Source organism: Pseudoalteromonas sp. BZA4 (assembly GCF_040104395.1).
Classification (GTDB): domain Bacteria; phylum Pseudomonadota; class Gammaproteobacteria; order Enterobacterales; family Alteromonadaceae; genus Pseudoalteromonas.
Map to the genome: position 1 here is coordinate 21,548 of NZ_JBECOT010000014.1, position 23,205 is coordinate 44,752.

Annotated in this window: 20 protein-coding genes; 8 read left to right on the forward strand and 12 right to left on the reverse strand. The window is 42.9% G+C overall.

What is annotated here, in order from left to right; all coding sequences use genetic code 11:
• Positions 1–23: 23 nt before the first annotated feature.
• The 7 genes from ABMY41_RS08100 to fucP form a co-directional block, all read right to left on the reverse strand.
• Positions 24–152 carry a hypothetical protein gene (locus ABMY41_RS08100; RefSeq protein ID WP_349274467.1) on the reverse strand — a complete coding sequence of 43 codons (129 nt, stop codon included), beginning with the start codon at positions 150–152 and terminating at the stop codon, positions 24–26.
• Positions 153–264: 112 nt separating this feature from the next.
• Positions 265–2,148, reverse strand: a complete 1,884-nt coding sequence (locus ABMY41_RS08105; protein ID WP_349274468.1) for an acetate--CoA ligase — start codon at positions 2,146–2,148, stop codon at positions 265–267.
• Between the two features lie 145 nt (positions 2,149–2,293).
• Complete coding sequence (locus ABMY41_RS08110) at positions 2,294–2,464, reverse strand: hypothetical protein (protein ID WP_287242792.1); 171 nt, start codon at positions 2,462–2,464, stop codon at positions 2,294–2,296.
• Positions 2,434–3,210, reverse strand: coding sequence for a transporter substrate-binding domain-containing protein (locus ABMY41_RS08115; RefSeq protein ID WP_349274469.1), 777 nt, complete (start codon positions 3,208–3,210; stop codon positions 2,434–2,436). Before ABMY41_RS08115 ends, ABMY41_RS08110 begins: the two co-directional genes overlap by 31 nt.
• A gap of 84 nt (positions 3,211–3,294) precedes the next feature.
• Positions 3,295–3,675 carry a hypothetical protein gene (locus tag ABMY41_RS08120; protein WP_054560682.1) on the reverse strand — a complete coding sequence of 127 codons (381 nt, stop codon included), beginning with the start codon at positions 3,673–3,675 and terminating at the stop codon, positions 3,295–3,297.
• Positions 3,675–4,025 (reverse strand): hypothetical protein, encoded by a 351-nt coding sequence (locus ABMY41_RS08125; protein ID WP_054561182.1) that lies wholly within the window; start codon positions 4,023–4,025, stop codon positions 3,675–3,677. The genes ABMY41_RS08120 and ABMY41_RS08125 overlap by 1 nt, the downstream gene beginning before the upstream one ends.
• Before the next feature lie 80 nt (positions 4,026–4,105).
• On the reverse strand, positions 4,106–5,395 hold the full coding sequence (fucP, locus tag ABMY41_RS08130; protein ID WP_289096814.1) for an L-fucose:H+ symporter permease: 1,290 nt from the start codon (positions 5,393–5,395) through the stop codon (positions 4,106–4,108).
• Positions 5,396–5,550: 155 nt separating this feature from the next.
• Here fucP and ABMY41_RS08135 point away from each other — a divergent pair, with 155 nt between their 5' ends.
• Complete coding sequence (locus ABMY41_RS08135) at positions 5,551–6,681, forward strand: ROK family transcriptional regulator (RefSeq protein WP_252948727.1); 1,131 nt, start codon at positions 5,551–5,553, stop codon at positions 6,679–6,681.
• Positions 6,682–6,714: 33 nt separating this feature from the next.
• Here ABMY41_RS08135 and ABMY41_RS08140 read toward each other — a convergent pair whose 3' ends face one another.
• Positions 6,715–8,754 (reverse strand): S9 family peptidase, encoded by a 2,040-nt coding sequence (locus ABMY41_RS08140; RefSeq protein ID WP_175082728.1) that lies wholly within the window; start codon positions 8,752–8,754, stop codon positions 6,715–6,717.
• A gap of 141 nt (positions 8,755–8,895) precedes the next feature.
• A complete protein-coding gene (locus tag ABMY41_RS08145; RefSeq protein WP_175078582.1) occupies positions 8,896–10,128 on the reverse strand; it encodes a TMEM143 family protein in 1,233 nt (410 codons plus the stop codon).
• 236 nt (positions 10,129–10,364) lie between these two features.
• Here ABMY41_RS08145 and ABMY41_RS08150 point away from each other — a divergent pair, with 236 nt between their 5' ends.
• The 3 genes from ABMY41_RS08150 to ABMY41_RS08160 all read left to right on the forward strand — a co-directional run bounded on the left by ABMY41_RS08150 (position 10,365) and on the right by ABMY41_RS08160 (position 13,585).
• Positions 10,365–11,273, forward strand: a complete 909-nt coding sequence (locus ABMY41_RS08150) for a GGDEF domain-containing protein (RefSeq protein WP_289096813.1) — start codon at positions 10,365–10,367, stop codon at positions 11,271–11,273.
• A 59-nt stretch (positions 11,274–11,332) separates the two neighbouring features.
• The gene (locus tag ABMY41_RS08155; RefSeq protein ID WP_055021262.1) at positions 11,333–11,917 is read left to right on the forward strand and encodes a VTT domain-containing protein; all 585 of its coding nucleotides are present in this window, start codon (positions 11,333–11,335) and stop codon (positions 11,915–11,917) included.
• A gap of 81 nt (positions 11,918–11,998) precedes the next feature.
• The gene (locus tag ABMY41_RS08160; protein WP_349274470.1) at positions 11,999–13,585 is read left to right on the forward strand and encodes an L-lactate permease; all 1,587 of its coding nucleotides are present in this window, start codon (positions 11,999–12,001) and stop codon (positions 13,583–13,585) included.
• A 58-nt stretch (positions 13,586–13,643) separates the two neighbouring features.
• Here ABMY41_RS08160 and ABMY41_RS08165 read toward each other — a convergent pair whose 3' ends face one another.
• Positions 13,644–15,572, reverse strand: a complete 1,929-nt coding sequence (locus ABMY41_RS08165; protein ID WP_349274471.1) for a phytase — start codon at positions 15,570–15,572, stop codon at positions 13,644–13,646.
• 57 nt (positions 15,573–15,629) lie between these two features.
• Positions 15,630–17,930, reverse strand: coding sequence for a TonB-dependent receptor (locus tag ABMY41_RS08170; RefSeq protein ID WP_349274472.1), 2,301 nt, complete (start codon positions 17,928–17,930; stop codon positions 15,630–15,632).
• Between the two features lie 284 nt (positions 17,931–18,214).
• On the opposite strand from ABMY41_RS08170, the gene ABMY41_RS08175 reads away from it, so the two are divergent.
• On the forward strand, positions 18,215–19,132 hold the full coding sequence (locus tag ABMY41_RS08175) for a sensor domain-containing diguanylate cyclase (protein ID WP_175078577.1): 918 nt from the start codon (positions 18,215–18,217) through the stop codon (positions 19,130–19,132).
• Positions 19,116–20,114, forward strand: coding sequence for an AraC family transcriptional regulator ligand-binding domain-containing protein (locus ABMY41_RS08180; RefSeq protein ID WP_175078576.1), 999 nt, complete (start codon positions 19,116–19,118; stop codon positions 20,112–20,114). Before ABMY41_RS08175 ends, ABMY41_RS08180 begins: the two co-directional genes overlap by 17 nt.
• Before the next feature lie 36 nt (positions 20,115–20,150).
• Here the strand turns inward: ABMY41_RS08180 and ABMY41_RS08185 are convergent, their stop codons facing one another.
• Positions 20,151–20,513 (reverse strand): hypothetical protein, encoded by a 363-nt coding sequence (locus ABMY41_RS08185; RefSeq protein WP_175078575.1) that lies wholly within the window; start codon positions 20,511–20,513, stop codon positions 20,151–20,153.
• A gap of 425 nt (positions 20,514–20,938) precedes the next feature.
• On the opposite strand from ABMY41_RS08185, the gene ABMY41_RS08190 reads away from it, so the two are divergent.
• On the forward strand, positions 20,939–22,291 hold the full coding sequence (locus ABMY41_RS08190; protein WP_349274473.1) for a magnesium transporter: 1,353 nt from the start codon (positions 20,939–20,941) through the stop codon (positions 22,289–22,291).
• Positions 22,292–22,448: 157 nt separating this feature from the next.
• Positions 22,449–23,186 (forward strand): hypothetical protein, encoded by a 738-nt coding sequence (locus ABMY41_RS08195; protein ID WP_349274474.1) that lies wholly within the window; start codon positions 22,449–22,451, stop codon positions 23,184–23,186.
• Positions 23,187–23,205: the final 19 nt, after the last annotated feature.

Sequence of the window (23,205 nt, forward strand, 5' to 3'; positions counted from 1 at the left end):
GATGAGGGCATTATGACTATCAATTACCACTGACAGAACCGCTGAACATCTGCTTTTTTATAGCGATTAAATACATCAGCTAGTTGATTAATATAATGAAATTCTGTTTTGCCTAATTCATTGAATTGGATATAACCTGCGATAACAGCCATGTTAACCACCTTTTCGTTTGCTAACTTACATGTAAAGTTGCAAGCCATAGGCCAAAACGAATAAAGGCCTTAAACAAGGCCTTTGGTAACATTACAAAATTACAAACGCAGATCAGCGATTGTTAAGTTGTTGGTTGATTTCATCGAATATACTCGCATCATCAATGGTTGATGGAATTTGCAGTTCTTCACCATCGACCAATTGGCGTAAATTCTTTCTGAGTATTTTCCCTGAGCGGGTTTTTGGGAGGCGTTCAACATGCAAAATGTTTTTCAGGCAGGCAATGGCGCCAATTTGATTTCTTACCGAGTGAACTAACTGTTGCTCAACTTCTTTGCTATCACCAAGATAATCGTCTTTGAGCACTATCATCGCCATAGGTAATTGCCCTTTGAGTGCATCATTAACACCAAATACTGCGCATTCAGCAACAGCAGGGTGGGCTGCTACAATCTCTTCCATTTCACCGGTTGATAAGCGATGACCTGCAACGTTAATTACATCATCGGTACGACCCATAATAAATAGATACCCATCGTCATCAATATAGCCGCCATCACCAGAGAGGTAATAACCAGGGTACTCACTTAAGTAGCCCGCTTGAAAGCGTTCATTGTTTTGCCAAATTGTTGGTAAACAGCCAGGAGGTAAAGGCAGTTTAATAACCACTGCGCCGCTTTCGTTTGCTGCGCACTGCTCACCATTCATATCAAGAATTTGTACATCAAAGCCCGGTGTTGGCACTGTTGAGCTACCCGGCTTAGTGGCAAGTTGTTCAATACCAATTGGGTTACACGCAATTGCCCAACCTGTTTCTGTTTGCCACCAGTGGTCAAGTACAGGCAAGCCAGTGTTGTCTTTCAGCCATTCATACGTGGGTGGATCTAGGCGCTCACCGGCCAAGAATAAACGTTTTAAACTTGAGGTATCGTATTGTTTAAAGCCCTCGGCGGTGGGGTCTTCTTTTTTAATTGCGCGAAATGCAGTTGGAGCACTGAATAAGGCGGTGACTTTATAATCTTCTACAACACGCCAAAACGCACTGGCATCTGGGGTTCTAATGGGTTTACCTTCGTAAAGTACGGTGGCACAGCGATAAATGAGCGGTGCATAAACAATGTATGAGTGACCAACCACCCAGCCAATATCGGAAGCTGCCCAAAATACCTCGCCGGGTTTCATGCCATACACGGTTTCCATGCTGTAATGCATTGCAACTGCGTGACCACCGTTTTCTCGAACCACCCCCTTAGGTGTGCCTGTGGTACCTGATGTGTAAAGAATATAAAGCGGGTCGTCGCCTGCAACAGGCACTGCATCGACTGCACTTGCTGCATCAGAGGCTGGTTGCCAATCGATGTCTCTGCCATCTTGCATCTCGGCATTGGCTTGTTCACGCTGAAATACAATACAGTGTTCAACAGCATGCTTGGCGTTTTCGAGTGCTTCATCAAGCAGTGGTTTATATTCAATCACATGGTTAATTTCGACCCCGCAAGACGCAGTAAGCACAAGCTTTGGCTTTGCATCATCAATACGCACCGCGAGTTCGTGCGGTGCAAAACCACCAAATACAACGGAGTGAATGGCACCAAGGCGCGCACACGCCAGCATACCAATAACCGCTTGTGGGATCATTGGCATATAAATGACTACACGGTCACCTTTGCTTACGCCAAGGGATTGCATGAGTCCTGCAAATTTAGCAACTTGAGTTTGTAACTCGCCATAAGTGTATTGTTGTTTGGTATTGGTAACAGGGGAGTCGTAAATCAGTGCTGTTTGGTCGCCATAGCCTGCTTCGACGTGTTGGTCGAGGGCTAAGTAACAAGTGTTTAACTGACCATCGGCAAACCAATGGTAAAAATCATTATCGTCATATTGATAAGGGACACTTGGCTCTTTAAACCAAGGAATTCGTTTACTTTGCTCAAGCCAAAACTGACCCGGATCGCGCTGGAACTGTTGATATTGTTGTTGATATTCGCCCGCCATTGTGAGGCTCCTATACTTTTTAGTGAGAGACCCTAAAAAATGTAGGTGTTTTTTTGATTAAATAATATGCGACCTTGGTCGGCATTAATTGAGCTAAATGTAGTGAAATCGCCCTGTTTAGGGGCGATTTTAGGGAATCGTGATGTTAATTAAACCTGTTGCTCACTAATAAGCGGTAAGCAAAGCCAGAAATCAGTAAAATCAAACTGCTTAAGCCCAATAACCACGCTTTAAATAGCCATTCACTTTCGCTTAGTTGGGCCGCTTGAATTTGCTTATCGTCACTCAGTTGATTGACTTCTTGTTGATTTCGCATAAAGGCAACTGCCATTTTTGTAATATTGCTTGGTATTGACCACTTTGCTTCAAAGCTTCAACCGCGTTTCTTAATTGCGCTGCGAGTTGTTTATCTAAATTAAGGTTTGCAGCTAAATAAAGACCTGACGGAAAGTCATCTAAGTGTAGGCTTTTATGAATATCACTCGGATCAACCCCAGATAATGCCAGTTCGTTTTGCAAAGTCAGGGTGTTGGTCAGCACAAAGTCTATGCGCTCTTTTTCAAGCAATTGCCAAAGTTGATGGTAATGACTGACTAGCACCAAATTTTTATCTTCATTAAATCCGGCATGCTTCAAGTAATGCTCACTTGAATAGCCTCGAATAGTCGCGACACGGTACTGCTGAGCTTGCTTTAAACTATATATTTTGTGGCTTTTGCTCGCAAGGTCAACGAGGTAAGCGTCCGAAAAATATGTTTGTGCTAACCACTGAAAGCGACTCTCACGAGCTGGGTTTTTTAGTAGCGAAATCATTAACATGTTTGGATTGTTTTCGAGCTCATGAAAAGCCCGCGCCATTGGCATAATTTCGAATTCGCTGGGGATGTTTGCGTGTGTTAAGGCGGCTTTTACTACTTCAACAAGTGCACTATCGGCTTCGCCTTGCTGATTTTTAAAATGGTAAGGAGGTAGATCTTCAGCGATAAAGGTCAGTGTTTTCGCAGCCGTTGCACAACTGATGAAACAAAGCATGGTAGCAATCAGTAATGAGCGAAACAGCATAAAGATCCTTTATCCTTAAACAAGTAATTAACATACTAAAGAATCTCAATGAAAAGGTATAGGTTTTTAATTGCCAAGTCAGATTTAGTTGCTTTTTTTACTGCGGGGTGCCCCTAGCAAGATACCGATATGGCAAACACACACAGATAGAAAAGCACTCAAGCCCAATGCACCACCATAGCCATGCAAGCGCGGCACAAGGTATTCAAACAACAAAGCAAACAATATTGAAGCAATGGCTAATGTAAAAATGCCAAAGCGTTTTGGTGCGCTCATGCCAATGAAAGTCCCCCCAAAAAACGCCACGCTGTAAAGTTCTACATCAACAGGGAATAGGCTTAAAATTGCAAATGCAATAATGCTAGTGGCGGCTGAGGCGCGAATGCCATCAAAGCGATTATGATGTGCTAAAAAGTAAGTAGAGTAGGCACCAAGTAAAGCGGTAATTGTAATAAACAAATCCATTAAAAGACTCCTTTTGCAAGCATGTAAAGCGCCACACTGGCAAAAGCAACGCTACCAAGACGACCACCAAAACCTGCAAATAGGTTCATAGTTAATACGTAAAGGCTGGCACCAATTAAAGAGATAAAACTCAGCTCCCAGTAGCTGTTGATTAAACTCGATGAGCACATACCAGCAAAACTACCAGCGTAAATGGCTGCATAAGGATGGTTACCAAAACGAGCAGGAAAAGGAATAAATGTGCCAACTAATCCAGTAAATGCAGCAGATAACACAAGGGCAACATTGGCTTGGTCATGAAGTAAAAAGCAGGAAAAACAGCCAACAGAAAAGGCCAAAAACTTGACCATGAAAAATGTAATATGTGCCATTAATTGACGATACACCTCGCTTAAGTAGGTAAACGAGGTGCATTATCTCATTGATGCGTTTAGTCCTGCAACTGCGCTTTGGCGGGTATTGCTGATACTTTGGTATGGTGGCCGTACAAAGCAACAATTAAAAAGCAAACAAGTGGTACAACAAACGAAACCGCAGTGTTAAAGGCATCTATAGTTGCGGCTTGGATCAGAGGTAAAAATGCGCCCCCTAAAATTGCCATTACTAAACCTGCCGCACCCACTTTTGCATCTTCGCCGAGGCCTTCTAGTGCTGTGCCGTAAATGGTTGGAAACATCAAAGATAGACAGCTTGAAATAGCGACAAGTGCGACTACGCCCACAAAATTAACTTGGGTGGTAACAATAAAGCAAAGCACGGCTGCAACTAAAGCCATAAAACGCAGTAATTTCGCGCCGCTAATAAAGCGCATTAGACAAGTCATAATGAAGCGAGACACTAAAAACACCAACATAGAATATTGTAATACCTGACCGCCGGTAACTTCTGTGGTGTTAAGTGCTTCCATTGTGTAACCAATGGTGTAGGTCCATACACAGGTTTGCGCGCCAACATTAAAAAACTGTGCCAGCACGCCAAATCGGTAGTGCTTATTTTGATACAAATGTTGAAAGGTCTTTTTAAGTTTACGCGGCTGCGCTGCGGCTTTAGTTACTGTGGCAGGAGAGCGGCTAAAAAAGATACATAGCCATAGTAAGATTAAGCAACAGGCCATACCCACATACGGCACCATCACAGCATCGAGTTCTGCACTCACAACGGTTTTTAATTGTGCTTCACTCATCAGGGCACGGCTTGCGCTATCAGCTTGATTTAAGTTTGGTAAGATCAACGTCGCCGCTAAAAACACACCAATATTAGTACCAACGGGGTTGAAAGCTTGTGCGAGGTTAAGTCTACGGGTTGCTGTTTGCTCGCATCCTAACTGCATGACATAGGGGTTTGCCGAGGTTTCTAAAATAGACAAGCCACCAGCAAGAATAAACAAGGCCAGTAAAAAGTGGCTATAGAGCATGGTTTGGCTAGCAGGGTAAAACAATAAGGCACCACAGGCGGCCATGGCTAAACCCACTAACAGCCCCGTTTTATAATTAAACCGTCTATTGATCATGGCTGCCGGTAAAGCTAAGCAAAAATAAGCGCCGTAATAACTAAACTGCACCAGTGCTGATTGCAACGCACTCATCGAAAATGTTTTGCTAAAAACTTTTACTAATGGGTCTGTCATATTGGCCGCAGTACCCCAAGCAGCAAAGCAAATTGTAAGCAGAATAAAAGGCCAAAGCATTTGGCGCGATACAATAGCAGGCTGTGTTTGCATAGTTCACCAGATTAATGTGTTCATATTGTTGTGGCCGACAGTATTCACGACTATAAATAATAAATCAACCTAGTTGATTTATTATTTTGACTGGTAGATAGTACGCCAAACAGGTCTAATAGGCCGCTTATCAAGCTTATATCAAGAAGGATGTTATGAAGAGCAGTTTATCGCGAGCACCAAGAAGCAAGAACGAGCGCGCAATTTTAAGTTTAATTAGGCAACAGCAAAGCATGCCTAAAGCGCAAATAGCAAAAGCGTTAGCCTTGTCTGCTCAGGCTGCAACAGTGAACATCAACAAGCTCGAAGAAGATAAGCTATTGCTTCGTGATGCACCTGTAAAAGGACGAGTAGGGCAGCCAAGCGTGCCGTTTAGGCTCAATCCAGATGGCGCATTTAGTTTTGGTTTGAAAATCGGGCGACGACGCTTCGACCTGATACTCGTTGACTTACAAAGCACGCAAAGAGCATCGGTATCTGTTGAGGTGAATGAAGCATCTGTCGATGAGCTTAAATCATTCTTAGAAACACATATCCCACAATTAATCAGTCAATTAGAACCTGAACTGCGCTCACATGTGTGTGGGCTAGGGGTCGCTATGCCGTTTGATATTTGGCAATGGCAAGCCGCTTCAGATACTGCAACAAATACCCTTAGCCAATGGCAAAATTTCGACTTAAAAGGTTACTTAGAAAGTCAGTTTAATTTACCGGTTTATATTAGTAACGATAATAACGCTGCCTGCTGTGCAGAACTAAGCCTTGGTAACCCTAATAACTACAGCGATTTTTTGTATGTTTATTTGGGGGCTTTTTTAGGTGGAGCTGTGGTGATTAACCACCAACTTCTCGAAGGTAAAAGTGGTAATGCCGGTGCTATAGGCTCAATGCTAAACGCTGATCGGGAGCAGTTACTTAGTCAATGTTCATTACTATCATTGCAAAGCGAGTTTGATAAGCAGCAACTTAGCATTTCAGTGTATGAGCTTACCGACAGTCAGTTTACAACGCATAAATTGCTAGTTCAGCCTTGGCTTGAAAAATCTGCTGAGGCTATCAGTATTGCCATGCATAACAGTTTAAGTTTATTAGATATGCAAGCTGTGATTATTGATTCGCCGTTACCGAGTAAAGCGCTTGAACAGCTCAAGCAGTTATCAATTGCAGCATTTGCACGTTTAGATAGTCGTGGACTACGTAGCTGTGAAGTGGGTTTGGGCGTGTGCGGGGAAAAAGCGCAGTCGATAGGTTCTGCTCAACTTGCGCTTAGTCATCATTATTTTTAAGCAGGAGTGAGCAGCTCACTCCTGCTTAATTCATTACTTCTGATATTGTTTGAACCACGCAAGCGTGTATTCAATTTTCGAAATCATACGTGATGGACGACCCGCAATACCATGTGGTGAGCCCGGCACACGAATAAGCACGGTATCTACCTTTTGCAGTTTTAATGCTTGATAGAACTGCTCTGATTCTGAAATAGGCGTACGGCGGTCTTCTTCACCTGTCATGATCAATGATGGCGTGGTTACGTTACCCACTAATGAAAGCGGCGAACGTTTCCAGTAGTGCTCCACATTATCCCATGGCATACCAGGGAATTGGTTACGAATTTGACCAATATAGCTGTCGGCAGAAAGAGTTTTACTTAACCAGTTGATCACAGGCTTGGTAATTGCCGCAGCGTTGAAGCGGTTTGTTAAACCAACCGCATAAGCCGTTGCAATACCACCTGCTGAACCACCAGCAATAAATAGGTTATCTTTGTCGATAAAGCCTTTAGCAATCATGGCATCAACTGCCGAGTTGTGATCGGCAAAGTCTTCTTCAGAGCTGTATTTACCATCTAGCAGTAGTGCAAAGTCTTTACCGTAACTTGTTGAACCACGGTAATTCACATACACAACCACGTAACCTTCAGCGGCATAACGTTGTAATTCAGCAGTAAAGCTTGGGCCATAGGCAAGATGTGGGCCGCCGTGAATTTCGACCATTAATGGGTATTGTTTGTTTTCATCAAAGTCAGGTGGTGTGATATACCAACCTTGAATGGCTTGGCCGTCGAACTGCGACTTAACATTCAGCTCATGCACTTTACCAAGCTTCTTATGGCCTAATACATCTTCGTTTAATGAAGTTAGCGTTTTACTTTTACCTCTGTAGATGTAGCCTAAATCAGCTGGGCGGTATTCACTGCCTGTGGTGTACGCAATAGCGCCATTATTGGCCATGCTGAAACTACCACTGATATACGGACGACCAATTGAAGTGCCCGATACGGTATCAGTTAAGTCAGTGACCTTACCGCGGCTGTTTACTTTAGCGAGCTTACGCTTACCAAAATCATCGTACTGAATAACAAAGTCACCATCGCCTGACCACTTATAATCAGCCACTGAGCGGTCTAATTTTTCAGTAATATGCTTGATTGATTTATCGTCTAAATCGAGCATAGATAGTGTCGAGTTAATGTAAGGCACAGGGGCGTTGTCACGCGCAACAAAGGCAAGTTCATCACCGTCTTGTGCGTAACGCGGGTTGCTTTCGCGACCTGGTAAATCGGTTAGTTGCGTAAGCTCGCCTGATTTTACATTAATTTCATATAGGTCTGACTCAGTTGTGCGATATTCCCACTCATCATTGCGATCAGCAGAAAAAGCGAGTTTTGTGTTACTTGGATCCCAAGCAAGTGGGCCATAGTGCTGATAATCACCCGATGTTAATTGGCGTGGTGTGCCACCCGAAACAGGAATAACAAAAACGTGACGATATGAAGGCTCTAAAAAGCCTGCGCCATCAGCTTGATAGCGTGCTTTTTCAAACACTCTCACTGGTTTTGACCACTCAGCGCCTTTTGGTTTTTTCGGCAATTTTACTGATTTAGCGAACGCAGATTTACCTTCAGGGATGCTCATGGTGAAAGCAATTTGTGCAGAGTCATTCGACCAAGTTAAGTTACGTACTGATTTTGGTAGTTGCGTTAATAATGCTTGTTTGTCTTGTGCTAACCAATAAACGTGAAGTTGATTTGAGCCACTTGAGTTGCTGGTAAAGGCAATTTTCTTGCTATCTGGAGACCAAGTAGGTTGGCTATAGTTATGCTCATCAGAAAACAGTGGTGTGTGTTGACCAGACTTTATATCGTACAGCCAAAAGCTACGCTTATTACCATCTTTCATGATGTCGTAGCCGCTGCGCACATAAACGATTTTTTTACCGTCTGGGCTTATTTGTGGGTCGCCTGCGTATTCAAGTTGAAAAATATCTTCAGAGACAAACTTGTCGTTAGCATATACTTGAGCTGTTGTTGCTGCGCACAGCAAGCTTGCTCCAATAAGGATTGTTTTTTTTAATTGCATGGAATGGTCTTTTTTTAGCCGTAAAATTTTATCCTAAAAGCAGACCATTCGCTGCGCAAGCACATTGAGATAAAGTTGCATTTACCCCAGTTGAATTGACTCTAAATTTATTTGTACTTGCTAGTAGCTGATTTTAAAGGCTTAGGCAAACTTAAAATAGTCATCCCAGCGCGCATCTAAGCGCTGTTTGGCCTCATCTAAATCAACCGCTGAATAAAGATCACTTTGCTGATTAACTAGATCAAGCTTTACGAGTTTGTTTAAAGCGTCATCAATTTCAAAGTCGAGCTGGCAATTATGTTGCTCCTTAAACCATTGCTCAATTTGATTATCTAATTGCTCTGCAGTCATCGCTGATTCGCTTTTTAGTAAAAAGGTGTAGGCAAGCAGCGCCTCTTTAACATCTTCTTCTTCAGCTGCATCAACTAGAGTATGGAAAACACCTGCATTGTTATCGAGGTTTTTAAAATACAAGTTGTCGGCTAGTGCTTTCATAAAGCGAATTTTACGGTTTTTAAACTTGCTCCATTCTTTAAAAATAAAGCTGCCAAATACCCCCATGCCGATTGCAAAGGTAATAAAGTGTTGCTGACTCATATGCACTTCTTCACTGCGCCAACCACCCCAAAAGGCAATCAGAGCAATCAGTAGTAAAATTGACGCGCCTAATTTTGTTACCAACACCACAGCACCGCCAATCAATGCTGATGAACCTATAATCAGTTTATCTATTGGGCGCATTTTTACTTCGCTATTCGGAAACAGCATTTCTAAATCGGCTTTTGGGACATTCTGAAATAATTTGACAATAGTTGAATTTGGTTCAAAGCCCACTGGCATTTTGCCTTTTTCTAAAAAGTACTGTTTGTCTTTAAAGCGGATGAATATGGCAACGCGGTCATAGTTAGTAAATTGAATCTGCTTTTTCTTTAGACCCCAAAAACTGCGCAGCGTCTCAGTTTTTTGCGATTCGCCGCGGCGGTAAAAGACCACTTCTGCGAAGTCATCAAACTCAACGGCTAAACGCACTTTAAATAAAGACTCTTCATTCAATGCATCTTGCAAGTCTTGATTGGTAATAGTTTCAAAATTGGCAGCATTGAGTACGGTGGCAAAGTCTTTTGCAAAGGCAGATTGGTAGTTGGCACGTTGCTCGTTAGTAATCGGTGTTAGGGTGCGGGTGTCGCTATTTGGGTCAAATGGCGCATAGTTGTTTTTTAATGACTCCAGCAGCTCGTGATATTGGTAATGAGTCACGCTTTGCAAAAGTGTAGCAAACTCCATAAACGAACCTGATTGCGATTCACCTAAATAGGCTTGGCAAAGGTTAATGATGTCGTGTTTTCGAAAAGGAATAAATCGTGCGTCGCTCATTGATTCTTGCTGTGTCATTTAAATTGTCAGCGATGATAAAAAAATAACAGCAGAATTGCGACCGTTAGTGGCAAATAGCATGAACTTAGACTTTTTTACTGACTAAAACGGCTTATTTTTAGACTTTTTACTCCAGTAAAAACGCTGGTTTTTGCCCTTTAAAGCGGCTTTATCATGCACTTTTAAATTTGCTTTGCTAATGTTGAGTTCATTGCAGTACGTTGTCGTGATTAGTTATGAATAAGCAAGTCTCTCCCCCAGAAGTAAAGGCTGAGTTAAACTCAGTACCACTCATAATAAAGCAGTTATTTATTAGTTCTTTTATTGTCTTTTTGTTGCTGATAGTGATCACTTATCTGTATTACTTTAATCGGCTCGAAAACGATATCTACTTAAATGGCGTGCTAAGTGACGCCATCAATTTGCTTATTTTGATTTGTATTTTCGCGTTTGTGCAAACCTCGGTGGTTGCTAAGCGCAGTTACTTATTTTTAAGTGTGGGTATCTTCCTTTGGAGTGTTGGGCTTACTTTTGATTTTTTAGACGAGCTGGTATTTCAACCAATCTGGGTTGGCATTTATATCGAAGATATTACCCGCACTTTAGGGATGCTAGTAACTGGGTTTGGTCTTTATCTTGCCCTTACAGACTTAGCTAAAACCCGCGAACAGCTTGAAGAAGAACTAAAAACCGATGTATTAACAAAGGCGTATAACCGTCGTTATTTTTATCATTATGTGCAGCAAAACCAAGATAAGCCACATAGCCTAGTGATAGCTGATATCGATCACTTTAAGGCGATTAATGATGAATATGGCCATGATGTTGGTGATCAGGTATTGATAGATTTTGTTTATCAGTGTCATCAAGCATTAGATGAAGACATTCTATTTGCACGAATCGGCGGTGAGGAGTTTGCACTTTATGTAGCCACCGACGACGCTGATGAGTTACTTGCTACCTGTGAGCAACTGCTCAGCCTTGCTAATAATGTGATGGTGACGCCGAGTAAAACGCTCAGCGTGAGTGTGGGTTCGGCTATAAAACGTGCCACAGAGACATTTAGTAACACCATGAAACGTGCCGACCAAGCGCTTTATTTGGCAAAAAACCAAGGCCGTAGCCGTTATGTTCATAAACCGTAAGGGACGGTTAAGGGTTTTTGTTGTAACCTATATCGCAACAAAACTCCAAGGGATGAATAATGGCAATTGCTAAAAAGTTAAAGCAAAAAACACGGCAGTTTATCGACTCTAAACATATGCTCAAATCAATAACGGTGGCATCATTTTTAGAGTCAACCATAGTGCCTATTCCTCTTGAAGCTGTGCTTGTTCCGTTAATGCAAGCCCGTCGCGAAAAGCTTTGGTTAATCGCATTAATGGCGACCATTGGTTGTATTATTGGTGCTATTTTTGGTTATGCCCTCGGCTACTATCTATTTGATGTAGTGGGGGACTGGGTGATTAATACCTTCTCAAACCCTGAGCAGTTCGAGCAAGTTAAGCAAAAAATGCAGGCACAAGGCTTTTGGTTTGTATTGACGCTCGGCATTGTGCCCATCCCATTTCAAATTGCCATGCTTGCCGCTGGAGCAACTAAGTATTCAATTTTTCTATTTTTACTGGCAACGGTTATTGCTCGTTCAATCCGCTACTTTGCCCTTGCTGCAGTTGTTTATTACGCAGGTAATCAGGCAGAGCGAGTTATTCAAAAGCACAAAACCAAAGCTTTAGTCGCTATTTCTGTGTTAGTACTGTTACTTTGGTGGCTCAGTACTCTTATTTAATAAATAAAAAATACTGATTATGGTTATCCTGACTATACTTTGAATTAAGGAAAGCGCTTAATAAAAACAACAGGATGACCCATGAATACCCTAGTGGCTGCACTACCTATTTTGGTGCTGATCTGGATGATGGTAAAACGCAGCCCCATCGCTTCTTATATTGCCTTACCCATCACAGCGCTACTTGCTGCTTTACTGCAACTGTTTTACTTTCAAGCTGATTTAAGGCTGTTGCTTGCTAATTCGTTTGCTGGTGTGTTGTCTGTTATGACGCCCATTTCGATTATTGCAGGGGCTATTTTACTTAACCGCATGTTGGCAATATCAGGGGCCGAAACCACGATAAAACACTGGCTCGAATCAATTAGCAGTAATCAAGTTGCGCAGTTGATGATCATTGGTTGGGCGTTTGCATTTATGCTCGAAGGCGCATCGGGCTTTGGCACGCCTGCGGCCATCGCGGCGCCTATTTTGGTCGGGCTTGGTTTCTCGCCTTTTAAAGTGATTATTTTCACTCTTGTTTTAAACTCGATCCCCGTATCTTTTGGTGCAGTTGGCACACCAACATGGTTTGGCTTTTCGGCGCTAAACTTAGATGACGGACAAGTGCTGGCTATCTCAAGATGGACGGCGCTTTGTCATGTTATTGCTGCTTTGGTTATTCCTATGATTGCGCTGTGTCTTGTTTTACCACTAAAAAAGGTGCATCAAAATAGCGTATTCATTTATTTGAGTGTGTTTTCATGTGTTTTTCCTTATTGGTTGTTTGCCCAGTGGAACTATGAATTTCCATCGTTGATAGGTGGTGCAGTGGGTCTATTAGTGACTATCTATTTAGCAAGTAGGGGAGTGGGGTTAGATAAGTCAGCTGTAAATGCACAAAGCACGAAAGGCAAAGCTGAGCTCACACCCAAAGCGCTATTTTTAGCATTATTACCATTATTACTTTTGATAGTTGTGCTGGTGATAACCCGTATTCATCAGTTGGGCATTAAAGCATTGCTTAACGACGAAACGCTCTGGCTGAGTATTCATTTGGGCTTTGCACAATTTGAATTAAGCAAAGCACTGATCTTATCTTTACATGAGATATTCGGCACCTCAGTGGGGTGGTCATATAAAACCTTGTTTGTACCAGCGTTGATCCCGTTTGTATTAGTGGTGTTGATCTGTGTGCCGTTACTTAAAATGAGCAAGTCACAAGTAAAGCAAATGTGCTCCGACACCTTAGGCCGTATTGCTATGCCATGTATTGCTTTGATCGGGGCGCTGGTGATGGTGAATGTTTTAATGCAAGGTGGCCATAATGCGCCCATATTTTATATGGCGAGTACCTTTGCTGATTTAAGCGGCGAACACTGGGTGTTATTTGCCTCGTACTTGGGGGCACTCGGTACTTTCTTTTCAGGCTCTGCAACGGTGTCTAATCTTACCTTTGGCGGTATTCAATATGGTATTGCACAGCAAGTGGGCTTGTCAGAAACCTTAGTGCTTGCGTTGCAATCAACGGGGGCGGCGATGGGGAATATGATCTGCATTAGCAATATTATTGCTGTAGCCAGTATTGTTGGAGTGAATAATCAAGAAGGGCCAGTGCTTAAGAAAACCTTTTTGCCTATGCTAATTTACGGTGCAATAGTTGGGTGTTTTAGTTATCTATTTTACTGATTAAACATGTTCAGATAAAAAAGGTGCCCAGATAAACCGAGCACCCTTACGGAGTAATTTATTGAATAGCTTTTTTTACTTCGCGCCAGTCAATAATCTTAAAGTTTTGCGGTGCCTGTGGCATACGGTTGTAACCATCTTGCACAATTAGCACCCCTTCAGGGTAGCCCGGTAACGCAGCCGGTGTTACCGTTAGGCCATCAGTTTCTGATACGCCATCTATTGCTAACTCTAGGTTATTGCTGATTGCAAATTTACCCGCAAACTCTAGGCTAGGGGTATTGCCATCAATAATTTTATAAAGCACATAGCTGTAATCACCTTGGCTAGAAACCACTAAATAGCGGGCATCTTTTGCGTGGTAAATTTCCATGCCTTCTACATCATCAACCAACATATCGTTCACGGTTTGCAGCATTACAGGTTTATTTCCTGCTGTTGGCTCAGCGCCAATAAACCAAATACCTTCGTCTTCTTCACCTAAAAATAGCTGTGCGGTTTTATCATCTGCACTGCAACCTTCAGGTTGGCTTGGAACACTAAATTCGCGCACTAGTTGTGCTGATACGCTCTCATTATTACCAGTTAGTTTGTATTGCTGAAATAGGCCTGATTTGTCATTCATAAACACATAGTTGCCTGTGTTTGATGAGTACATACACATACCGTAAATTTCTTTTAGAGTCGTTGGCAGCTCAGCAAGATGTTGCACCTGATTGTGAGTATCGACGCTATAAACACTGATGCTGTTGTGAGTACGGTTACTACCTGCAATCCAGGTATTTGTTGCGTTGTTGATACTGGCATGTTGGCGCACATCAACATTATTTAAACGGCCTGTTTCTAGCGCTTGTAGCTCTTTGCCTGCAAGGTCATACACCATTAAACCACGGCGTTTATCGGTACCTAAGATCAGGCTTTTTGCTGCATTTTTAGGGTTTACCCAAATAGCAGGGTCATCGGCGGCATCACCAAAAGCACGTACTGCATCGGTTTGCGCTTGTGCATTGATGTAAGTAACAGCGGCTGTTTTAGCGCTATTATGTTGTTTAGCCTGCCCATCTATTTGACCTTTTACATAATGACCTGATTCATCATCGTATAACACGATATCAGCTTGCTTATTGTTAAAGCGCACTGCGGCAGATTCAATCGCCAGTTCACCAGCAAATTGCCAGCTGCTAAAACGTTTAGTACTCTTTTCGTAGCGATGTAATTGGTTATCTTCAGAGGTGGTGAACCATAAGCTACCATCATCTGTTGTGCTTAAACCGCCAACTTCAGGCGCTAAGCTGCCAAATGGCGACATCAAAGCCACGGGTTTTTTATCGGCGCGCGATTCAGCATCTGCGTTAATTTGCCAAATGCCTAGCTCGCCTTCACTTAAATAAAGAGTTTTACTGTTATCATCAACCGCACAGCCTGATGTTTCACTTACGCCAGCAAACTCACGTAATTCAAGGTTTAATGCGCGTTTGTTTGCCATATCAAACACCAGTGTTTCGCGGATAAGACCACGAGCGTCTGCCAAAAATGCCGAAACTGCTTGAGTTGTCGGGTTAGCAAATAAACACACCGCCTCAGGTTTTGCTTTTGGTGGGCTGATACGGCTAATTTCAGTTAGCTGCCATTTAGCTGCTTTTTGTAAGCTAAAAATCACCGCTTGGTCAGCTTCGTTGTCGATGCTAGCAACAAGATAGCTGTTTTTGTTGATCGCCTTAACAGATAACGCTTCGAAATTACCTTTTTGTAATCCGTGCTGTTTACCTGTGGCATCAATAAGTTGCAGGCCTTGGCTTTGTGAGCTCAATAGCCAAGTGTCATCAGCAAGGGCTGCTGCTTGTGAGCCTTGCATATTTTCAGTTGTGCCAAAAGCTGTTAATTGGTTTTTACTTGGTGCCTCGGTTGCCGTTGTTTGGCTACACGCAGCTAGGGTGCTTAGCATTACTGCACTGGCAACAAGATTAAGTGGTTTTTTAAAATTCATGGGATCCCCAAATATACTACAAGGCAGCAATGCGCTGCCTTAATAACTTTTTGTTTATTAAAATGCGTAGCGCAGCATTAACTGAATAACAGGGCCTGCTTCTTCAGACTCCAGTTCATACTCGTCAAAGTCGCGGTTGATTTGGTCATCAACCGTGTCGAACTTGTTAAAGGTTTCGTCTTTACTTGCATCTAATAGGTTTGAGCCCACTAAACGAAGTGTGACGTCTTGCCAGCGTTTTTCTACGAATAGTTCAAGGTCTGCGCCGTAGTGTGTGGTTACTTCTTCACCCACGATACGGCCATAAGCATCACCTTGTTTACGGTAAGTTGCACCGAACGAAGCGCCTAAATCAGGTAGGTCTTGAATAAAACCAACGTTAAACACGTAGTCAGATTGGTCGTTGAATTTACGGCTACCGAAAGTGTCATCTACTTCTGAATCAAGCCATGAGTAGTTAAAGAATACCCCGGTGTTTGGCATGCTAAGAGCGCTTAGCGGCGTTGATAAATCAAGCTCGATACCTTTTACGTTGCCATCACCGGTGTTACGCGGTTGCAAAATGTAAGTACCATCACCTTCTGAACCTTGTTGGCCTGTATTGGCTATTTCGATAAGGTCTGTGACATCGCGATAGAACACATTGATACCCACGACACCGCTTTTACCTAAGCGATATTCATAGCCTAAGTCCATACCCCAAGATGATTCTGGTTGTAAGTCTGGGTTACCTAAAAAGTCGTTATCGCCTAATTCTTTTTCAAGTAGAGCTGGGGTGATGTAATCAAAGTCAGGACGACGTAAGCTGCGAGCAACCGATGCACTGACACGGCCGTTTTCAGAGACGTTGTAGCGTAAATGTGCCGATGGTAAGAAGAAGTCATAATCGTTTTTAGCGCTTACACCTTCTGCTTTGTCAGTAATGGTTGAGTCGGTTGTTTCGTAGCGCACACCTAACTCCCACGAGAAGTCTTGGTCTTCGTGCTTAACTAATGCAAATACATCTAGGCGGTCTTCTTCGAGTTTATTGACGCCACCAGCGGCTGCTTCAAACTCGTTGTTAAAGCCTGCCAGTGACAGTGGTGTTTTGCTGAACTGATCCCAGCTGGTAAAGCTTTGTTCGCTTTCACCTTCGGCTTGATAAACCGCAGTATCGCGTTCTTTACCTTGGACAAAGGCACCGAATTGAATCGTTTTGCTCTCGCCTGCAAATAAGCTATGCTGCCATTGTAATGACCATTCTTTGTCATCAAGGTCTACGGTTTCTTCTTCTTCCTCAAAAACCATAGGTAGCTCAGAGGTATCGATTTCTACTTCTTGCTCGTAAACAGACTCTTCAAAGCTTGCAAAACCAAGTTTGAATTTACTGGTGCCACCAAAAATGGGTAACTCATAACCCGAGTTGATGTTGTAGTTGGTTTGATCGATGAAAGACACATTGGCGTTGTCGGTCTCAAGGTTACCGCCTTCAACAATTGAGTTATTGATTGCTGTTGGATCGTCATATTCAAATGAACGCTCATCTTCAGTACGGTCGGTATCAACCCAAATTGCGCTGATATCGAACTTGCTGCCGTCATCAAAAGCTATTTCGTAGCTGGCGTTTAGCGAGGTGTCGTCACCGTCGCGAATATCTGATTGATCTTCGCGGTTATCGAATTCTTCGGTTTTGTAATTAGCGTTATTCTCTGGGCTGTCGCCATAGCGTAGGCTTGATTTTTGTTTTGGGTTATAACGACCTTGTAAGTTCGCACCAAGTAGTAAACGGCCGCCAGCAAACTCAGTGCCGTAAACACCTGCAAAGCTTTCTTTTAATTCGCCATCGTCATAACGCAGGCCACCCGCACGAAGGTAACCACCATCTAGGCTGTAACCGTCACGCAATACAATGTTTAGCGTACCGGCAATGGCATCGGCAGAGCGGTTTGCACTTGAAGCACGAATAATTTCTACACGCTCAATTAGCTCGGCAGGAATACGGTCAACAAAGAATGAGCGGTCAGCACCTGCACCAGGTACTTCTTCACCGTTGATAAGCACCTTTGTGTAAGCTGGGCTTAAGCCACGCATACGGGCGCCATCAGACTCTAAAACATCTGATAAAAACGTCACACTCGGTACACGTTTTAATGCATCACCGGCAGTCAGCGGTTCAAAACGTTGAAAGTATTCTTGTGAGTATTCAAGCGTCGGTGCCAGCTCTTGTGAGCGGTTGCGATAACCAATTTCGCCATATACAACAAGCTCTTCAGAGACTTTTACTTTTTTCTCATCGCTGCTTTGTTCGTCTTGTGCGTAAGCGGCAAATTGGCATAAGGCGAGGGCGCTTACTAACGCCTTCGTTTTAAATTGTTTCATGGGTTTGCTCCTGGTTGTCCTTGGTTTGATGAGCAAAGTACGCAGCTTAAATGACGCAAATGTGACAGAAAATCGCTAACAGCCAGTAAAAACAAGTGATTAGAGGGTTTTAAAAGTACTTTTGAGCTGCAATAACCCCATCTTTTTAAGGCAATTACAGTACTTAAAGGGTTTAACAAGGTTTGACTGTCGTTTTGCTGTCACATCATTGAGCTAATATGACCCTGCTGCTTTAAACGCTAACGAGTTAGCATGGCAGCGTGAATTATTGTTAGGTACTGAGAATGCGATATAACCCTTTTACTCATCATCGACTTTTAACCAATGCAGTTATTGCTCTGTTTGTAATTGCGTTTTTGCTAAGCGCACAAGCAGGAGAATTAAAGCCTCTTGCTGATATCGCGTGGTTAGATATTTTAGGTGAGGGTGGCATTGTGCTAATGACCCTTACTTGGATAGCTGCGCTGCTTATTTCGAGGCCGCCCGGCAAAGTCACCAGCTTTTTAGTGCTTGGGCTTGGGCTTTTTATGTTTTCAGCTTCCCTTGATTTATTTGATGAGTGGTTACATCAACCAACCAACACGTGGCTTACTTGGATTGAATCATTGCCTGCGCCGATTGGCATGATTTTTACAAGCCTTGGGCTTTATCAGTGGCATCAAGAGCAATACGTACTGAATAGGCAGTTAAAGCGCCGTGAAGCACAGCATCGTGAGCATGAGTTAGTGTGCTCAATAACAGGGCTGTATAAGGCTGATTACTTACAAGCAGTGCTAAAAGAGCAGTTAAGTGAGCCACAGCCTCTGCAACTAGCCGCCATTGATATTCGCGGTTTTGCTGATTTTAACGCTGAATTTGGTTTTATCGAAGGCGACCGCTTACTAGGTGAAGTGAGCGAGCTTTTATTGATGAATTGCCGCCTTAGCGATGTCGTGTGTCGCTATGCAGGAGACTGCTTTATGGTGCTAATGCCAAATACCAGCGCAGTACAAGCAAAAGAGCTGGTGGCGCAAATTACCTCGGCGCTGAGCCATTGTGCATTTAAGGTCGAAGGTGCAAAACACGCAAAGTTTCAAGATGTAACAGCGGCCTTAGTAGGCAGTATACAAGGCGATACACCACAAAGTTTAAGCTCGCGTTTACACGCTAAGTTACAACAACAAAAACAACAAAGAGTCAGCCATTGTGAAGCCGTATCTTAATCAAGATGACAAATACCTCACCGCACAGGGCCTGATCACCACGCTGGTGGAGCTGGCCTTAAGTCGCGGCATTGCATTGCATAAGTTACTCAGAGGCACTGGGGTGTTTGAGCAAGACTTAATGAGTGTGCAGCATCAGTTTAGTATTTCACAGCAAGTGCGTTTATTGACGCAGTTTAAGCAGTTGATGAAGTCCGCCGACAGCGGTTTTTTATTAGGCAGTCAACTGGCAAACGATACCTCTGTTGCCGCCCAAGGCGTGTTACATGCAGCGCACATTGGCCAAGCTTTAAAGCAGTTACACAATTTGCGCATGCAGCTAGCCCCTTTGTTATTTAGTTATAGTTATGTGCACAACGAGCAGTATTACATTGTGCTGCAAAATGCTGTGGGCTTGGATGATGAAATAAGCCAGTACGTAATGGAAATTTACAGCGCCGCGTTTTACCAAGTTCTAAAAAAGGTGGCGGGTGAGCGAGTCCCTTGTCAGTTTGAGTTTGCCTATAAACGCGCCAGACATAGCCAAGAATACGAGCAGTATTTGGGCCTTAAAGTCGCTTTTGAAAAGCCTATAACCCGTTGGGTATTGAATAAAAACGCGCTTAGGCTCACTAACCCCGCGTTTAGTAGTTTTAGGTTCTCACAAATTAACTCGCAACTAGCGGCATTAAATTCTGCAAATAGCACCTTTGTTGAAGCCGTGAGCCGATTAATTTATCAAACTCCGGCGTTAAATTTAGATCAAGTAGCCAGCCAATTTGCCATGAGCCCTGCAACCTTCAAGCGTAAATTAAAAGCTCATGGCGTACGTTTTTCTACCTTGTATGATGAGCAAAGTAAGCGCAAAGCGATTTACCTACTTGCCATACGGGAACAATGCAATGAGCAAGTCGCCATGCGCTTATCATTTTATGATATTGCTAATTTCAGACGAGCATTTAAACGCTGGACCGGGCTTACGCCAAGTCAATTGAAGGGGTAAGAAAGCCCGCTCTTATCGCTAAGAGCGAGCGTGCAGTTAAAGGGTTTCTAAAAATGCGATGAGTGCATTTTTTTCATCCTTACTGAGCTCTAACTTATGCAGTAACTCAGTTGTCTGTGGGTAGTTTGGATCATCTTTAAATTTTTTTCTCGGTTTTGGCCTTGCTCCACCTGCGTTGTAGAAGTTGACTATCCCTAGCAAACTTTGAAAGCCACCATGGTGCATCCAAGGCATACTTTGTTGTAACGCTAAAAGAGAAGGGGCTCTAAACTTGCCAATATCAGCGGAGTCTTGGGTGGCATCAAAACGGCCTAAATCTTGAAGTTTTCTACCATAAAAATGTAGCCCCGTAACATGGGATTCATTGTCGCTGAGTAAAGCACCTTCATGACAAGTCATACACCTCGCCTTGGTTCTAAATAAATGTAAGCCTTCAAGTTGTTGATCGTCTAAAAGTGCAACAGCTTCACTAGGACGCGTTTGCGCTTTATCGATAAAACGCGTGAAAAGTGATTCAAGAACATCAAACGTACGTTCAAAAGCAACAAGCGATAGAGCTAATAGCTCTTTATTAAGCGCTTCTTTGCCAAAGGCATTGAGTATTGGTTTTTATTATTGTAATACGAACGGTAATAGATCTTAATTGCGTTTAAGTGTGCTTTTTTATGCAATTGTGATTCTCTAGCTTGAAACAGTGATTTAAAAACGATGTTTTACAGCTGGGGGATAATTGTTTGGTTTCAAAAAATATACCTTTTCAGAGCAGTTATTTTTCCTGAGCTGCGTTAGACTATTGTTATTGATGTAATTAACCGAGGTCTCAAATGATTGAGTATCCTGTTGACCAACTTCCCCAGTTAATTGATGACTTGCTTCAGTGTGACACCACAACACGCAAAAATAAGTTACTTGCTGATGCTAAAGAAAAGCTTTCTACAGAACATCTATCGTTATTGTTTGAAGCATTACCTAAAGAACAGCGTTTAGAGATTTGGCAATTACTCGATGAAGATACGCAACATGAAATCTTCATTAACTTAGGTGGCGATAGCTGTCGTTGGTTATTGCAAAGTCTAGAAGAAGCCGAAGGCTTTAAGCTACTTGACGAAGTAAGCGTAGAAGAGTTACTTGAACTTGAAGAAATTATTCCTGAGCGCTTTGTTGATTATGCACGCAGACAACTCGATGAAGTTCAAACAAAGCAGTACGACCTTGCACAGCAATATAATCCAGAGCAGTTAGGTCACTGGCTCGATTTTGATGCGCTAAAAGTGTCAGAAAAACTCACAGTGGCAGGGGCGCGTAAAATTTTTCAAAAAGGTTTACCGCAATATACCGAGGTGATTTATTTAGTCAGCCGTAAGGGCACTCTCATTGGTGAAGTGGCTATCAACGCTTTATTTAAAGCTAATGATAACGACAGCCTGCTGGATTACGCGAGCCTTGATGTATCGGCTTTACATGCTGATGACGACCTATACGAGGCTGCTGAAGTGGTTATTCACAGTGAGCAAATGGCGATGCCAGTTGTGAATGCCGACAACAAACTATTAGGCCGGTTATCAGTGTCATCAGCTTATGAATTGCGCCAAGAAGTGACCGACGAAGCCGCTGCAAAAGCCGGTGGTCTTCGTGAAGACGAGGATCTGTTCTCAAGCGTCACTAAATCGGCAAAAAACCGCGGTATTTGGCTTGGTATTAACCTAGCAACGGCGTTTTTGGCCTCTTGGTTTATCGGTTTGTTTGGGGCAACTATCGAGCAAGTGGTTGCGCTGGCGGTATTAATGCCGGTTGTCGCTTCTATGGGCGGTATTGCAGGTAGTCAGACGTTAACGGTTATTGTGCGCGGTTTAGCACTCGGTCAGGTTACCGACTCCAACCGTAGAGCACTGCTGAAAAAAGAGCTAAGAGTAGGGGCGCTAAATGGCTGTGTTTGGGCCTTTGTGATTGGTGTACTCACTTATTTTTGGTTCAACGATGGCATGTTAAGTTTAACCATCACTATCGCTATTTTACTTAACTTGGTTGCTGCTTCATTATCAGGGGTAGTGATCCCATCGATTTTAGATAAGCTTAAAATCGATCCAGCCCTTTCAGGTTCTGTGATCCTGACCACAGTCACCGACATCGTCGGTTTTGTTACCTTCCTAGGTTTAGGTAGTTTACTCCTTCTTTAAGGGATCGGATGCTGGCTAAAGTAGTGTTTAGCCGGCTTTTACTAGATTATCCTCCCTCTAATGTGAAGTTTTTCAAAGAACATAAAATAAACACTTTTATTTACCTAATACACAGTTATTATGAATTGTGACTCAGTCAAACTAAAAGGACGTTAATATGGTACTAGGTAAAAAAGGTGCGCTCGCTGCTTTATCGGTAATTTCAGTGTTTAATGTATCAGCGGCGCAAACTACAACTGGTGAACAAACTAAGCTGAGCGAAGATCCCACCAAGGTCGTCACTCAGTTTGGAGCAAGTTATTCAGATGAATTAAGGATCACCGGTTCGCTAAGTTTGGGAGCAGTTAAAAAGCTTAATGCCAGTGTGAGTGCCAATGGCGATGAATGGCGTGTTGGTGGCTCGTGGCTATTTGATATTGGCATTGTTAATTTTAACTTTGGTAAGCAAAGTTATGATCAGGGAGCTGAGCGTACAACCTATAGTGTTGGCACCTTTATGCCACTGAGTTACTTTGATATTGCGCCCTATGGTTGGCAAATTTTCGCTATGGGTGGTTATAGCCATGTTGATGGTGAAATTGCTTGTTTAGCAGGGCAAGGTGCGTGTTTAACAACAGAAATACCTGGCCCTGAGGGTTGGGTGCTCATTCCAAACAGTAGTGATGGTGGTTACTTGGGCGCGTTTGCTTTAAAGCCATTATCCGAAAAATGGACATTAATGACTGCTGCGGCTTATTCGGTGGGGTCTAACGATTATTCAGGGTATTTCGCCGCTATTGGTGCAAGTTATCAATTTGATAGGCAACAAAGTTTTAAACTATTTGCTGCAACAGAAGACAGTGATTATGGCTCAGATCAAAATTTAGTGCTGGGTTACACCTATCAATTTAATTAAAAACTACTGTTATAAGTTG